The organism is Cupriavidus sp. UME77 (assembly GCF_014170355.1).
GTDB lineage: Bacteria > Pseudomonadota > Gammaproteobacteria > Burkholderiales > Burkholderiaceae > Cupriavidus > Cupriavidus basilensis.
Genome location: NZ_LZZU01000094.1, coordinates 1 through 14,572, shown reverse-complemented (window position 1 = coordinate 14,572; position 14,572 = coordinate 1). Strand labels below are relative to the sequence as shown.

18 protein-coding genes and 4 pseudogenes are annotated in these 14,572 nt (G+C 58.9%); 5 read left to right on the top strand and 17 right to left on the bottom strand.

Translation table 11 applies throughout. The annotated features are described in order from the left end of the window. The 3 pseudogenes from A9975_RS35990 to A9975_RS35980 form a co-directional block, all read left to right on the top strand. Positions 1–217: pseudogene (locus A9975_RS35990) on the top strand (IS256 family transposase); the annotation flags it as partial. Positions 218–264: 47 nt separating this feature from the next. Beyond that, positions 265–1,020 (top strand): annotated as a pseudogene (locus tag A9975_RS35985) (IS110 family transposase); the annotation flags it as partial. A gap of 355 nt (positions 1,021–1,375) precedes the next feature. Further along, positions 1,376–1,474: pseudogene (locus A9975_RS35980) on the top strand (Tn3 family transposase); the annotation flags it as partial. Positions 1,475–1,672: 198 nt separating this feature from the next. Here the strand turns inward: A9975_RS35980 and A9975_RS35975 are convergent. The 17 genes and pseudogenes from A9975_RS35975 to A9975_RS35895 all read right to left on the bottom strand — a co-directional run bounded on the left by A9975_RS35975 (position 1,673) and on the right by A9975_RS35895 (position 12,973). Then, positions 1,673–3,226 (bottom strand): ATP-binding protein, encoded by a 1,554-nt coding sequence (locus A9975_RS35975; RefSeq protein ID WP_370565982.1) that lies wholly within the window; start codon positions 3,224–3,226, stop codon positions 1,673–1,675. Between the two features lie 146 nt (positions 3,227–3,372). Then, on the bottom strand, positions 3,373–4,389 hold the full coding sequence (locus A9975_RS35970) for an SIR2 family protein (protein ID WP_255504250.1): 1,017 nt from the start codon (positions 4,387–4,389) through the stop codon (positions 3,373–3,375). Between the two features lie 729 nt (positions 4,390–5,118). Next, positions 5,119–5,655: a hypothetical protein gene (locus A9975_RS35965; protein WP_183036896.1), complete on the bottom strand. Its 537-nt coding sequence runs from the start codon at positions 5,653–5,655 to the stop codon at positions 5,119–5,121. Positions 5,656–6,731: 1,076 nt separating this feature from the next. Continuing rightward, on the bottom strand, positions 6,732–6,962 hold the full coding sequence (locus tag A9975_RS35960) for a hypothetical protein (RefSeq protein ID WP_183036895.1): 231 nt from the start codon (positions 6,960–6,962) through the stop codon (positions 6,732–6,734). A gap of 26 nt (positions 6,963–6,988) precedes the next feature. Then, a complete protein-coding gene (locus tag A9975_RS35955; RefSeq protein ID WP_220811010.1) occupies positions 6,989–7,231 on the bottom strand; it encodes a hypothetical protein in 243 nt (80 codons plus the stop codon). An 18-nt stretch (positions 7,232–7,249) separates the two neighbouring features. Next, positions 7,250–7,735, bottom strand: a complete 486-nt coding sequence (locus A9975_RS35950; RefSeq protein ID WP_183036894.1) for a hypothetical protein — start codon at positions 7,733–7,735, stop codon at positions 7,250–7,252. 89 nt (positions 7,736–7,824) lie between these two features. After that, the gene (locus A9975_RS35945; protein WP_183036893.1) at positions 7,825–8,088 is read right to left on the bottom strand and encodes a hypothetical protein; all 264 of its coding nucleotides are present in this window, start codon (positions 8,086–8,088) and stop codon (positions 7,825–7,827) included. Positions 8,089–8,096: 8 nt separating this feature from the next. Next, positions 8,097–8,267: a hypothetical protein gene (locus A9975_RS35940; RefSeq protein WP_183036892.1), complete on the bottom strand. Its 171-nt coding sequence runs from the start codon at positions 8,265–8,267 to the stop codon at positions 8,097–8,099. A gap of 51 nt (positions 8,268–8,318) precedes the next feature. Next, positions 8,319–8,600 carry a hypothetical protein gene (locus tag A9975_RS35935; RefSeq protein ID WP_183036891.1) on the bottom strand — a complete coding sequence of 94 codons (282 nt, stop codon included), beginning with the start codon at positions 8,598–8,600 and terminating at the stop codon, positions 8,319–8,321. A gap of 53 nt (positions 8,601–8,653) precedes the next feature. Further along, positions 8,654–9,016, bottom strand: coding sequence for a hypothetical protein (locus A9975_RS35930; RefSeq protein ID WP_183036890.1), 363 nt, complete (start codon positions 9,014–9,016; stop codon positions 8,654–8,656). A 39-nt stretch (positions 9,017–9,055) separates the two neighbouring features. Next, positions 9,056–9,349 carry a hypothetical protein gene (locus A9975_RS35925; RefSeq protein WP_183036889.1) on the bottom strand — a complete coding sequence of 98 codons (294 nt, stop codon included), beginning with the start codon at positions 9,347–9,349 and terminating at the stop codon, positions 9,056–9,058. A gap of 73 nt (positions 9,350–9,422) precedes the next feature. Continuing rightward, positions 9,423–9,707, bottom strand: a complete 285-nt coding sequence (locus A9975_RS35920; RefSeq protein ID WP_183036888.1) for an HU family DNA-binding protein — start codon at positions 9,705–9,707, stop codon at positions 9,423–9,425. Between the two features lie 510 nt (positions 9,708–10,217). Next, complete coding sequence (locus A9975_RS35915; RefSeq protein ID WP_370565983.1) at positions 10,218–10,562, bottom strand: DUF86 domain-containing protein; 345 nt, start codon at positions 10,560–10,562, stop codon at positions 10,218–10,220. Between the two features lie 50 nt (positions 10,563–10,612). Further along, positions 10,613–10,902 (bottom strand): annotated as a pseudogene (locus tag A9975_RS35910) (nucleotidyltransferase family protein). A 69-nt stretch (positions 10,903–10,971) separates the two neighbouring features. Further along, the gene (locus tag A9975_RS35905) at positions 10,972–11,199 is read right to left on the bottom strand and encodes a transcriptional regulator (RefSeq protein ID WP_183036887.1); all 228 of its coding nucleotides are present in this window, start codon (positions 11,197–11,199) and stop codon (positions 10,972–10,974) included. Then, positions 11,199–11,858 carry a site-specific integrase gene (locus A9975_RS35900; protein ID WP_183036886.1) on the bottom strand — a complete coding sequence of 220 codons (660 nt, stop codon included), beginning with the start codon at positions 11,856–11,858 and terminating at the stop codon, positions 11,199–11,201. Before A9975_RS35900 ends, A9975_RS35905 begins: the two co-directional genes overlap by 1 nt. Positions 11,859–12,580: 722 nt before the next feature. Further along, a complete protein-coding gene (locus tag A9975_RS35895; RefSeq protein ID WP_183036885.1) occupies positions 12,581–12,973 on the bottom strand; it encodes a hypothetical protein in 393 nt (130 codons plus the stop codon). Between the two features lie 328 nt (positions 12,974–13,301). Here A9975_RS35895 and A9975_RS35890 point away from each other — a divergent pair, with 328 nt between their 5' ends. Continuing rightward, positions 13,302–14,219 carry a DNA-binding protein gene (locus A9975_RS35890; protein ID WP_370565981.1) on the top strand — a complete coding sequence of 306 codons (918 nt, stop codon included), beginning with the start codon at positions 13,302–13,304 and terminating at the stop codon, positions 14,217–14,219. A 174-nt stretch (positions 14,220–14,393) separates the two neighbouring features. After that, a partial coding sequence (locus A9975_RS35885) for a transposase (protein WP_183031972.1) occupies positions 14,394–14,572 on the top strand: 179 nt, incomplete at its 3' end.

Genomic DNA, 14,572 nt, shown 5'->3' with positions numbered 1-14,572 from the left:
CTTCGCGACCGTGCGTCACCGCACGACGCGCACGCGCAATTGTGTGTCACGAGCAACCTTCCTTGGCCTAGCCTTCAAGCTGATCGAGGAAGCCGAGAAAACATGGCGCCGCATCAATGGCGCCGAACACATTGAACTGCTCTTGAAGGGCGTTCCCTTCAAGGACGGAACTCCGGCGCATGACAATCCGCCGGTTCAGCAGAAACTCGCCGCCTGACGACCGGCCACGATCACCCCCGTACACCACAATTGACTTTATCTCGCAAGAACGACGCGGCAGATGCAGCGGCGATCTGTGAGGCGGTGACCCGCCCCAACATGCGCTTTGTACCGACCAAGGACGAACACCAGCAAGCCATCCTTTGCTTGCATCGCACCCGCCAGGGTTTTGTCGAGGAGCGCACCGCGGTCTACAACCGGCTCCGTGGGTTGCTAGCCGAATTTGGCGTCGTCTTACCACAGAAGCCTGACCGGCTACGAAGGGAGATCGGAGCGCACCTGGAATCCCTCCCGGGTTGGGCCAACCGGTGCATTAGCGATTTGCTGGAGCACGTTAGTGGCGTGGAGGATCGGCTGGCCGAGTACGACCGAGCCATTGCCGACATAGCGCGCGATGACGCGCGCAGCCGGCAACTCATGCAACTACGCGGAATTGGCCCGACCACAGCCAGCGCATTGCTGGCAAGCATTGGGATGGGGCACGACTTCAAGAATGGGCGGCAGGTAGCCGCCTGGCTCGGCCTGACGCCGGGACAACATAGCAGCGGCGGCAAACAACGGCTGGGCAGCATCACCAAAGCGGGAGACGCGTATCTGCGCACGTTGCTGGTGCTCGGGGCTCGCGCGGTGATGGCAAATCTTGGCAACAAGCAGGACCGGTTCAGTCGTTGGGTCAGAAGCCTGGTTGAGCGTCGGGGATACTGGCGAGCGGCCGTCGCGATCGCCGCCAAGAATGCGCGACTGGCCTGGGCAGTCTTGCAGTTCGGAGACGCCTTCATGCCAGAGCCTAGCTCCCAATGAACTTGATTTTTCCGCGAAACAAGCAATCTGCAGGAGGCCAGATAAGGAAAGATGCATAGAGCGCAGATCAGAGTTGCACTGCCAGCGTTGATGTGAAGCGGGTTGGACCCGCGCGAGGCGTACCTGAGGAAAGTATGGGGAACTTCAATCCCGATAATCGAACGAGGCCCCCGCGCGCGTCTTACATCAGGGTCCGGGCTTTTTGCCCAATATGACCGTTTGTAGTACCGTAGTCCTTCACCTTCTCCCATCACACTGGACGAGCAATAAAGCATCTGCCATGGAGAACTTCGATTGGGCTTGCAACCAACGGGGAAGCCCTTGTAGTACTTTTCGTGCATGTATGGACCCGACGCTGCTGCGTACCCTGTTCCTGTGCGACTATTTCAGCAACGTCGAGTTTCGCCGAGAACTCCATGCGCTACTCAATCGCGGTGAGTCGGTGCACGAACTGGGGTAATCGTCCGAATCGTGCAAAATCTGGCGGTTTTCGCGTGGAGAGCTGCTTGCTGTAAGGCTTAACGGCTCCCAGGCATTCTCCCATTCGGCGAACTCGCAAGTCATTGATCCAAATGGGTTTTCAGGATCAAACCGCCAGATTTCGCACGGAAAGAACGACTACCCCAACGATTGTCCGACGGAATGGTCAACCCTAGACCCATAGGCCTTCATAGTTTGCCGACCGTGACGAAGGCGGCCGCCTCGGCCTTCTAATGGACACTGGTAAGGGCATCGGAGAACTGACGCCCACGATCATTGCCTCTCCCTGTCCAAGTGTTGGAAGGAACTTGGCAGCGGATGAGTCGAGTTCGCCGCACGCCTTTTCCACGACGTTCCTGTCCCTTTCATTTATGAGGCGGTGAACAATAAACATACCCATTTGGCTGAGGACGTCTTCCGGAATGTCTCGTGGACGCTGCGTCGCGAGCACGCATGTTAGCGAATACTTGCGTCCCTCCTTAGCAATCAAGCCAAAGGCATCCAAGTCTGTCCGCGAGAATTCGTCTCCAACGGACTTGTCGAGAAATTGATGCGCTTCATCGAGCAGAACGACGACCGGCATGTCGACGAACTGTCCTTGGCGAGCAAGTCCAAGCAGATACCGACCAACAGCGTTGGCGATGACCTCTCTAGCGTTGTGCTCAAAGGAGAGATACTCCAGGCTAACGCGCAAGACGCGCTGGGTGGGGTCGGCCAGGAATGCTTGAATAACGTCGGGAAGTCGGTCCAGTCCCGCCGGCGAGAACAAGCACTCAAGGCTAGGTGAATTCAGCTCGCTCTCGATGCGAGAAATCAGGGTGACGCACGCAGACTGTTCGTTCGGGGTTGGTCCGCCCCAGTGCGTGGCCGCCTGGGCTCCAAACGCACTTGGATATACGCATTCTTCCCATACTTGGTTCGAAAGACGCGTGATGTCGAAATACGTTCCCGGCTGGCTCAAGGCGACTGCATTCTGGATGCACGCTTGCTCGAAGGCCTGCTTCTGCTGGCCAGCTTTTCGAACATGCCCATTGTTCACTAAAGCTGGAGCCATTTGGGCGACTTTCAGGCTCTTCAGTGCTTCCTTGAGCTTTGGCGCTTGGACCCCGGGGCTTGGACGCAACAGCACGAAGAGGTCGGACTCCGTCAATTGCCAGTACGGGAAGCTAACAAAGCGGCGAGGGTCGTGTGGGCCTGTTCTTCTCCCACCCAAGTGGACGTGAACGACTCCTGGGGCGTCTTGAGTCTGAAACTCGCCTGTTGCGTCGAAGAGAATGGCTTTTCCACTCAGTCGGACGATCTCTTCCACGATAAGCGCAAGCGTCCAACTTTTTCCCCCACCGGTGGCGCCGAGGACAGCGCAATGCCGGCCGAGAAGGTGGCTCGGCGACAGCGAGACCTGGGTATCCCTTGCGTGAGGGAAGTTTGCGAGTTGGATTCGCCTTCCTTCCGGCGTGTTGCCGAATTCGACAACTTGCTTGACCAGCAACGGATGGGCAGAGAAAACATGCTGGCCTATTCTTGGGGCCACTGGCACGCCTCGAAGAGCCATCCCGGTCTGAGGGTCAATAGCGGTGAGGAGCTGAACCATGCCCAAAGGGTTAGGCCTCTCGTCGCGATCACGCATCGGCTCTACGGCCAGGCGGTCGCGTTCAGGGAGGCGGGTCTCTACTAAGCGGCCGAGTACTGCATGTTCTTCACCCTCGATGATGACGAACTCGCCCACTTGTCCCCGCTGGAAAGGGTAGCCGCCCACGTGGGTGCTTCCAGGTCGAGGTGAAAGCGGCAAATTCACGTCTACCGATGCTGGGCGAACCGTGCAGACAGAGCCGATGTACCGTTGTCTGTCATAAGGTGAGACGACGAGCCCGCTCATGCTGCACCAACGCGGCGAAGCCGCTCCATATGGCGCTCAAGGTCCGTTTCTGCGGCTAGGTCCGGTACCAAGGGAACCAAGGCTTCGAACCCGCAATTGAGCATTGAGATGCGCGCATCGCCAGCGGCGGCGAGGTTACGTAGCTTTCCCAAGTGTCTATTGTCGGCGCATTCTCCCGGGCCTTGCTGTAGACCATTGTCCCAAGGTGCCAGATTTGGGCTCACGACGACCACTTTCAGCGAGAGGTTCGAGCGCATCGCCGACATGATAGGTTCGGCGAGGTGGCTATCGTTAAAGCCAAATCCAACCACTAGCAAGCCCGTATCTGGCTCGCGCAAGGCCGATTGGAACGCGCCGATCATTTCCAGGTAGGGCTGCTCAAATGCAAGTTCGTACTTTGTGTTGCGCGGGTAAATCAGTACAGGCTTACCGCCAGCTGTCCATTTCATGACTTCTCCGGACGGCTCGTGGCGCTGCCAGTCTACTGATCCGTGGAGCTTATACAGGTGAAACAGATTGGGGATTGGGTCGAGGGCCTCCGTGTCACCAACACGGCGAACCGTCTCATAGGTGAAGTGGATTGCATCGAACGTAGGCGGTGCTGTATGGGAGAAGCCGTCCACCACCACATAACGACCTTGACGCCCAGCCTCTTCGAAGCAGCGATCGTAGTTGGTGGTGAAAATTTTGGCTCGTGATTTTCGTTGCGAGCGCCTCGCTACTCGGCGCAAAAACTCCGTATGTACCGGCAGCGGATGGTCCCAGGTGACAAAGTTCGTGGCTTCAATGATGTTGGCTTCAGCCAAGGCGATGAATCGAACAACGGCGTCTTTGGGCGGACCACCCAGGAAGGCCTCTGCCAATCGGCACCTCGACAGTAGAGCTTCAATGTCTTGTGTTGTCGCTGGATGCCCAACGATGTCAAGAATCTGAACGAACGTTGGGTCAGGAGGGTTCACCGCCGGAGCGGCTGCATTCTGTCTTGATTGGACGCGCGCCCACAGGTCACGCATGGTAGGCGCCGTAGCACCTCCCGCGACTGATGGCTGTACACAAAGTGAGGTTCCCAGTCCGGACAGAACAACGAGATTGTTACAGAGGAGGACGTCAGAAAGCGCGCGCTTGGCCTCCGCGACGGCAGGATCCTGAACTGGAGCATCGTCAGCGCCTGCCACATCGACCAGTGGCTCCTCTTCGGCTAACCAGCCGTTGGTCCTCGAGGTTAGAGTTTTCATTCGTTTATCGCAGCCGTATAGTTACGTAGAGATGAGCAGCGGCATTGGAGATGTCACACATCGGACTGGGGGTTATGGCGTTAGCCACCTCTCATCTCTGCCAATAAGCGCCAAGACTCCCTGTGATTATCGCAGCGGACGTCCTGTACGAGAGTGCCGGTCGAAGGAGAAGACATGTTCAGCAGGATGCGCTCAACTAAACACAGCAACGCCGAAAACGCTCCAACCCTCTGGGTCTTGTTCATTGATTCTCCGTTCAATTTGACTCAATGAAAGAGCCCGTCAGCACGTCTGACCCGCCGCACTTCGGGCAGCGAGCGCGCATACCATACGCGCTGGTCCGTTTGCTGAGGACCGCTTGCGGATCAGGGGGCACAGAATCGAAACCCTCGAACGAACGACCGGAGCGGCCCCAATCGTCGGAATGTTCAGTCCAGACACCCGCGTGACCGCATCCTTGGCAGGTTGCAACGTACCGATCATGTTCCGTGGACATTTTGCCTTTTGCTATCGAACTCTCGAGATTCCAAACAAGCGATTGAGCACCTCATCCAGACCGCCGAGGGCCTCGAACTCCCCCTTTGTCAGAATTCGCTGATTCGGCCTCTCCGCCTTCACGCCCTGCGCGTTTGCACGCGTTTGCCGCACAGCAGCATGATCGGCGATTTCTGGCAGTGGGTGGCTGGGCTTTCCCCCGAACCATCGGTAGTCCACGATCTCAAGGTCATCAGTGACACCGAGCCAGATCACGCAGCCGCTTGGCGTCTGCCCAAGCTTAAGGTTGACGTTGATGTTCGCGCGCGATCCGTCGACCAGCGAGGCCTTGAACTGGATATGCCTGATTACATTGCCGCAGCTCATGACGAGGTCATACCCGCTCGTGTCGAATTCCCCTCGGAGAACTTCGACATCCATGATACCGAGTTGCCAGAGACGCCGCATCGCGTCGCCTATGAAGACGTGCTCGACGATCCTCTCGCGGAGCACCGAATACGCGGCGTGCTTTGCACTGACGTCGTAGCTTCCTCCCTGTTCGATATTCATTTCCTTACCTGCCTTTCCTACCCCCTTCGTGGAACGCCCACGGACAAGACCCGCAATTCTTTCCCACGAAGCGCGCGCAGGCGAGTGATTGCAACCCGGCGGAGCAACCGAGTAGGCGCACTCAAAGCCCTTGATGCCTGCGCCACGGAGACGACGTTCGGCCTTCTTTCCAAGAGCGACAACAAGCGCCTCCGGAAACAGACTGAGTTGAGGAGCGAGAAATCGTGTTGTGCATTCTCGCTCCATGGTGCGTTGAACGGGACCACACTCCTTCGGTGCGGAGCACAACACGGAATCTGTGATCCACGTTCTCCGCATCTGCTGTTCGAACGTTAGGTCTGGCCAACAGAGGTCGAGTAGCTTTCTAACGTTCCTGTGGAAGAGGTCCTTTCCATTAGCAAAACAATCCCATGCGTACTGGTTCACGGACGTGAGACGTCCTGCTGGCGACCCGTCGCCGTCATGCGATTCCGACCCGTGAGGGTCTCCCGGTTCGGCGCACACCAGAACTAGTCGGACTTCTTCTGTATTTGCAATGGCGCCGCAAAAACCACGAGGGACCTGCCCGCTCGAAGGATCCCAAACTGCCTGGTGGCACCCGCCAAGGAAGCCCTTGCATGGCTCATATGCTGGGTGCAACAGCGATAGGATCTCTTGTACGGGCTCCATATGCTTTTCCGTTTCACCTAGGTACTACTTCATCTTTTGATGGCCGATCAGAACCGACTTCTACTGTTCGGCTTCGTCGCTGGGTGTCGTTCGTGAAATTCTCGTTCCAGAAGCTGCGCGCCGTCGCGACATAATTGTGATACTTGATTTCGTTCGGAAGATCCAAACCAAGGGTCGCTAACTCGCCCGTCGTTGGGTCGATTACACGCACGGCGCAGTCTCCGTTGCGCTCCGTTCCGGACCGTACATGCTTAACCACGTACCGCGTCAAGAATCGAAGCCATTCATCGTGAGTGGCGAAATACCCAAACAGCCTTACATACGCTCGTCCGTTGTCCTTGATCGTCGGTTTCTTGAATCCACCGTGGCTTTTCATGTCAGCGCCCTTTTCCGTCTTACTGCGAGCCCTACTGGATCAGGCCGCGCGCCATCAGGGCCGTCTTGACGGCCGTCGCGACCACGGACACGGCTGCGAGCGCGGCTCCCCGACTGTTCCATTGAGCACTCTTGCGGAAGGCATCGGCCTGGTCGGCATCCCATCCGGTTGGGACCGTGATGCGGGCCGATCGTGCCCAGCACGCTGCAGAGCACGACGCCAGCAGCGCCGCGGCGAAATCAAAATACACAGAGGGATTCATCTGCTTCCTTTTCCTTGTTATGAACTTCAGCGCGCAAGCATGTCGTACGCAGAGCGCAGGTTCGATTCGGTATGGCTGAGCTTCTGCTGCAGCTCGCGTTTCTGGTCAACGACGGTGGCGAACACTTCTTCACTGGCCTCGATCTCGTTCGCTGCATCGAGCAGCGCCTGTTGAACCTCGGCCGGAAGCTTGCCGCTGTATCGCTGCGCGTAGCAACGTAGACGGCCCGGCGTCTTCGATGTGAACTCAGCGGGCACTCTCGCGCTCATGCTTTTCCGCGCTCTGGGCTAATTGAACAACGTGTAGGTCAGAAAGCCGGTGGCGATGACCGCACAGACGGCGGATGCTACGGCTACCCGCACTCCCCATTGGTTCATCTTCCGGCCCTTCTCCGGCGGCCGGAACACATGGGCGTCGATAGGTACGCTCCAATCTCCATCTAACTCAGTCTCAATGCGCTGATGGATGTCCTTGGCCATGGTGTCGAACGACCTGGAGGCCAGAGTAAGATTCAGGACCGCCAGGATGACGCCGGCGCCGAACAGCGCCAAGACAATAACCAGGGCTCGTTTCAGGGCAGCAGCGTTCGCCCCGTTCGCCAACAGTGTGGTTGAGCCAGCGACGCCGGCCGCATTCAACACCACCAGATGCTTCACGGATTCCAAGTCCCATTCAGCGGCCTGATCGTTTAGGCGCATGGCCCAGTCCACAAGACTCTTGCGCGCCTGAAGCCTGCGCTCATGCTCCTTAGACATCTCTGAAAGATTTGACATAATCTATATATGCTTTTTTGCGGCACATTGCGCCAAGGGGCTTTTCCGTGGAATTGAGTTGGTCCTGCCGGCAACCGGCTTTCCTCCGCTCAAATCTTCTTCTGAAGGGGAGAGCCTTTTTGACCAGACGCAGAACGAGCGTCGTCGTAGTTGCCGTACACGCCGGCGAAATTGTGAGCGTCCATCGACCGGTCATAGGTCTGTGCGATGTACACGATTTCGGGATCGGTTTGCCGCCCCACCACACCGACCTCAAGTACGCTGTTGCCGCTGCCCACGTTCGGTCGCTCGCGATGAACGCTGACAAACTGCACCCCGCGCATGGCGTCGTCAATAACGACAAATGTTTTCATGACTTTTCCTACGCCTTCTGGCCCGTGAGCTTCACCGGCTCGTCCTCAAGGTCGTTGATTTTCTTCAGCCGCCCCCCTCGGATGCCGTCTGCTTCCCTGAATTCCCGCGAGATCGCGGCGATATGCTCCTCGCGGATCTCGTTGGGCATTTCGTAGCGGATTCGCATCAGCAACTGCATGCACTTCTGATCGAATCCGTAGTATGCATTGGACTTTTCCGTTGAGAAAGGCTACAAGCGTTCGCCATACAGATCGAGCCCCATCAGGCAGCGCTCGACCGTTGCGTTCGTTGTCACCCTATCTGCGGGTGTCACGACTACGATCCGTGATGACTTCGGGTCTTCGTGCTGCTGGATCTCAATTCGTGCGCCTTCCGGTAGTAGATACTCCAACTCCATCGGGAAGCGCTGGATGGCATCCACCACCCCATCAGCAGTTTTCTCTGTGCGATACGGATTTGCCTTCGTTGGGCCGTCGTATTGGTAGTACGCGCGATATGCGAATCGGTTCATTTTCTTTTCCTAGCTGGATTGCGCCTGAAAGGTTTTTCCGACCGGTCTGCCGGCTATTTGGTGATGACGGTTGACACCCCATTGTCTAGGCGCATCACGGGATTGCTGGCGTGGTCGACGCACTTGAATGTGATTGACGCGCCGCCGAGGCGAACGCCCGGAACATTGGGTGTCGTCGATTGGGTCACCAGCTCGAATTCCTTATTCATGCCGGCACAAAACTGATACCCCTCGCCCATCAAATTGCCTGCAACGGCCGAGACGTCGCCAAATATTCCTGCTGTATTTGTCTTGGAGGAGTAGTAGGTGTCCGCACCAATTTTTGTCGGTGCGGTGCTTGCGCAACCGGCCAGAGCCATGACAACGAGTGCAAAAGTGGCCAAAGATTTCTTGCGGGATCTATCAGTGACTTTCATCGTCCTTTCCTTCTGCCGGCACAGCCGGCGTTTTCCGTGTTACCGCCAATCGGTGTCGGCACAGGCGAGGATATGCGACAGGTGTGACGCTCGGTCGCTCGCGATGAAATTTAACTGCTCTTCGACGTTCTCAGGCGTCCAAAGCTGATAGTCGCTGAAATCGCCGGAGTCGCCGAAGCTCAGGGTTGAGACAAGATCGCCGCCCGTGTGGGCATGGCAGAACGCGCCCACAATCGCGCTGTAGTCTGCGCCCCGATACCACGATGACGAGACCTCCGCCACATGAACTGCCTGCTTTGTCTCGTGGCACACCAGATGAATTCCGTGGCTCATAGCTTTTCCTTTGGCTTTCGCCTCACTGACAGCGCGGCGGCAATGATCAGGACTTGCCGGCAAAGCTAGGAGGTTACTTCGAGCCAGCAGCCACTGCTTCCTTGAAGGTCTTCCCGGCGGTGAATGCGGGAACAGTCGTCGCAGCGATCTTGATGATCTCGCCCGACTGAGGATTACGACCGCCACGCGCTGCCCGCGCGGAACTCTTGAAGGTGCCGAAACCCGGTACCGCAACGTCGCCTCCAGATGCAACTGTGCCCTGATTGATATCGATGCAGGCATTCACGGCGCGCTCGGCTTCCGCCTTGGTGAGGTCAGTCTTCTGGGCGATTGCCGCAATCAATTCGGATTTGTTCAACTTCCTTCTCCTGGGGTGGGGTGACTTAAATGGACGACTCACGGTTGGCGCCGATAGCGGCAACGATCAGGAGTCCAAGCATTTCCGTTGTGGCAGTAGACTGCCATCGCCGCCCATAGGCGGCCGCGCTCGAAGCGCTATCGCGCCGTACTGGCGGCGGTGGGGCCAAGCAGCGGAACTGCACTTCGGCCGAGGCGTAGGTACCGTAGCCCGAATCCTTGCCGGTGCTGGCCACCGGCGACATCACGCGCCCTTGGTCCGCGCAATACCTCGCTGCCTGCTGGAACATGCGCGCTTTGACAGCACTGGCCGAGTAGTCGGTGAAGTTCCCAAGCCCTCCAATCATGTACATGTCGGGGCGATCGGGACAACACCATCGGTACCGGTGGTGGCACAGCCGAGCAGCGCCGTGGTAGCCAGCATCGCGAGCGGGAGTCTTGTTCTCATAGTACGCATTTATTGTTGGGTTGAACTTGCTCTTGCGTGAAGTGCTTTTCCTTGTTCACGTACTCACGGCCCAGGATATGGTGCGACCGGCTGACCGTCGTCTTGCGAAAGATATTGCCTCAGTCTTCTCACTTGCTGGTAAAGCCCCGGGAGGTCGTTCTGGATGGTCTTCCAGACAATTTCCAGATCCACCTTGAAATAGCCGTGCGCGACGGCGTTGCGCATCTGATAGGCAAACGCCAGAGGCACCTCAGGGTGCGCAGCCGCAAACTCCGGATAGTGATCCTCCACGTTGTGGCTTGCTTCGCCGATGATCTCGATGTTGCGGATCACCGCGTCCTGTGCCATCTCGTTTCCGAGGAACACCTCTTCGTCCATGTCCTCCGTGTAGCGGGCAATCCGGTCGATTGCCTCCAGAATGTGGTCCAGATAGTCGGCCAGTCGTTGTTAGTCTCGACTCATACCGGCACCGCTTCGGCAAGAACAGTCGCCCGGAACTTTTCAGGCAGCGCCTTCGGAGTCAGGACGTCAACGGGAACGCCAAGCAATTGAAGCAACTCGTGCCGAATCGCGCCGATATCGAACAGCGTCGTTTCTGGAGTCGGGTCGATCAGGATATCGAGGTCGCTGCCTTCAACATCGTCACATGAACGACCGAGCCAAATACGCGAGCGTTTCGGGCGCGATGGGATTCCACCACGCGTCGAATAGCCTCCCGGTGGGAAGCAAGTGCTAGAGATGGTTTCATAGCTTGCTAACTTCTTTCTCATTCTGCCATACAGATCCAATGAAATACCCCCCCAATGGGCGGGGTATTTCAAGCGCTTTTTGCTTCCCAGACCAGATTCTCTCGAACGTAGGCCCAAACGACTTCAGGCATGTTGCGAAAGTCTGTTGTCTCGGTTGGAGCAAGCCACTTATCCAGCGTCTTCTCCGGCACGCTGATGCGCTTCGCAAATGCAACTCGTGTCATGCCAAGCGAGCCCATCGCCTCGCGCAAGAACTCCTGCTGCGGCTGCTCGCCAGCCTTTCTCTTCTCCCCCATCAGATAACTCCTGCGACGATGGCCGACAGGCGTACTGGGTCGCCCTCCACCAAACGTTTAACGGCAGATAGGCTCGAAACTCCAATCAACTCCTGAATCAGCTTGATCGAGCGCCCCTGGCGGTGGAGCATCACTGCAAACGTCCGACGCGCCGCACTTGCGTTGCCGTTGGCGATGCCGGCCTGCTGGTGGAGCCTCCGAAAAATCTCCGTCAGCGACTCGCACGAATAGCTGACGGCCCCCGCTGCCGTGACACGCCGCGTGAAGGCGAACGGTTCGCCCTCGCCGGTAACGAAAAGCGGACTTTGATGATCCAGGCCACGGTATGCAGCGGGGCTCGTCGTGATGCCGTGCCTGGCGGCATGCCGGTGCTCTAGGTACTGGTCTATCGCAGCCCGCACCTTTGTGCTCGCCCAGAGCAACGGACGAGCCTTGCCATTGAATGCTATCTCAGCCCTCAAGGCGGATTCGACCCGCGGCCGCCCGTTCACTTGGAGATAGTCGGACACGAGCAACTTCGCAATTTCGTTGGGTGTGATTCCAGTGCCGTAGGCAACCATCAGCAAGGCGACATCGCGGTTACTGTTCTGCCCAGTGACCGCCGCGACCTTCAGCGCATGCCGTATCTGGTTGTCTTCAATGACTGGTGGCTTTGTCATCCTGTAATACGTCCCATTTTTGGTTGCATTACGAGACAGTATGCAGAGGGTCAGGACGAATTGCAACGCGCGGCCCCACTGGTCGGCCGGTCCTCGGAAAAAGCTGACGCCACGTGTCCGCCGGAGGCTAGCATTCGTCGGTGGGCCGCATATGGGGCGGCATCAGCACGATGCCGTCCGTGAGCAGTGCATGGCCGGCGTGCGATGCAGGCCAGCATGTGCTAGCCGTCGAACTTGATTTAGTAGTGCCAGGTGCTGGTGCGGGGCAGCGTCTTGCGTGCCTCGGCCAGCATCGGCGTGCAGCTGGCGAGATCCGATGCCAGCAGCGACTGGCGCGGCTTGGCCATGGCGACCTCGCTTGGAGCTGGGATGGCGTCAGCGTGGCGCGGCCCCAGGGTGGACGACGGTGATGGAGCCAAGCAGCAGCGCGATGATCAGGGCGTACAGGGGGGTAGACCACCGGCAGGTTGTGCTTGCGTTGGGTGATGCGCTAATGCCGACGACTTGGGGCGCGCTGGCTGGCCCTTGATGTAGCCACTACTCCAGGCGCGGGCCTCGTCGGAGGTGTGGGGTAGGGCAGGCGGACAACGGATCGCTGAGGCGGCCGGCGTCGAAGCCGCCCCGCCAGGTTGGTCGTCTAGGGCGACAGCGGGCGGCGGGGCCTGTTGCATGGTCGAATTACAGAATTGGCCGATTTCCTTTATTACAAGCGTCCCCCGTGGCTATCCGCCATGCAGGGCCATCGCCGCGCGCGCCAGCATCAGCAGCCGGTTTTCCCGTCGGTTTGCATAAATTTGTTCTTGCTGGTCCCTTGCCAGGTAGCCGTTCCCGAGGCACTGGGAACAATACTGCTTCAATTCATTTTGCAGAATATTGTTCCTTCGGCCGATGGTTGAAGCAATTTTGTTCCTTTGCCAACGGCTCGGTCCATTGCTGGCCGGCACGCTGCGGCTTGCGAAGCCGGTGACGGCTACCGTCGGTTGGCACAATATTGTTCCTGCTGGTCGCCCGCCAAGCGGCCGTTTCCGAGGCGCTGGGAACAATTTTACGTCAAGGAATTTTGCAGAAAATTGTTCCTCCGACCGACGTTTGGAGTAATTTTGTTCCTTTGCCAACGGCTCGATCCGTTGCTGGCCGGCACGCTACGGCTTGCGAAGCCCGGAACGGTTGCCGTCAGAGGGTGCCGCGCGATCGCGGTGCCAAGTCGGGGCCACGCGGACGGGGTGGGAGGGGGCTACCGCCATACTCTGGCCGCCTCGCAGTTGCGCCCGTCAGCCGGGCCCATGGGGCCAGGCACAAAATTCTGCAAAAAAACGGGAACAAGTTTGTGCAAACGGACGATTGCAGACACGCGCGTTTGCGGACGTATTTGACATAACGCCCGGTCCGCGAAAAATGTTTGTCGCGCGATCAAGATCGGGCCGTTATGTTGCGTCTAGAACTATGCGCTGGGCCAACCCTCTTGTTCTTCCGCTATGGCACACGCCCACCGCCAACAAGCTCTACGGCCTGGTGCGCAAGGGCAGCATGGGCACGCCCACCGAGGTGCTGGCGCAGTTCTGGGCGGACCTGCGGGGCAAGATGCGCGTCACCATCGACCACCCAGGGCTGCCGGAGGCGCTCAAGCAAATCGCGGCCGACGCCGTGCAGTCAATCTGGCAGGCCGCCAACGAGGCCGCTAGCGGCGAACTGGCCGCCTTGCGGGCCGAAGCGCGGTGGCAGGCGAGCGAGGCGGAGGCGCAGCGCGACCAGGCACGTGCGGCGGTGGTGGTGGCCGAGCAGGAGACGAAGGCAGTGCAAGGCGAATTCGACGCTGCCCAGCAAGCGCGGGCGGCGCTACAGGGGGAGCTGGACGCCGAGCGACAGGCCCACTCGGCCGCACGGGCGCACCAGGAGGAGGGCAAGCGCCAGGTCGAGGCGCTCGAGCGGCAGTTGCAGGAGCTGCGTACCCAATTCTCGACGGAGCTGGAGCACACCTGCCAGCAGGTCGCCGTCGCCCAGGAACGGGCCAGCGCCACCAATCGCCGCGCGCTGCGCGAGATCGACCAGGAACGCACGCTGCGCCAGAAGGGCGAGCAGGCGCTCGCGGACCTGCGCACCGAACTGGCGGCCGTGCAGGCGAGGGCGCAAGACGCCGCCGTGGCCGGTGCCGAGGCGCAGGCACAGCAGGCGCTCGTCCAAGGGCAGGCGGCACAAGACGGGCTGCGGGCCGAACTGGAAGCGGCGCTGCGGCGCGCACCAAGTTCAAGCCGGGGCCGGCCTGAGGGGGGCGAGGATTTGTCCACTGCACCACGGGATAAGCCTGTGGACAAAGCGCGCGAGGACCCGATACCCGGCGGCGGGCCCCTCGGCTCTGATTAATTTTTAAGCGAGGTGGGCACGTGATGCCCAATCCCCAAGGGGCGGGTGGCTTGACACCAGCGATCCGCCGGAACAATGCTGAGGCCCAACGGTCATTGAGACGACCTGAGCTTCCCCCGAAATTTCGCCTTCCAAGAGGTGAGGTATAACCTCAACTAGTTGGAAGGAAGCGAAATGCGAAAGATACCGAAACAGGAATTCACTGCGGAGTTCAAGGAACAGGCGGTCAGGCAACTGCGTGCCGGGAAGACGACAGGAGAGCTGGCTGCGGAATTGGGCGTGTCTGATCAGACACTGCGCAACTGGCGCAAGGCCGCCGAGGCGGGCAAGCTCAATGGGGCCGGTGCCAAGCC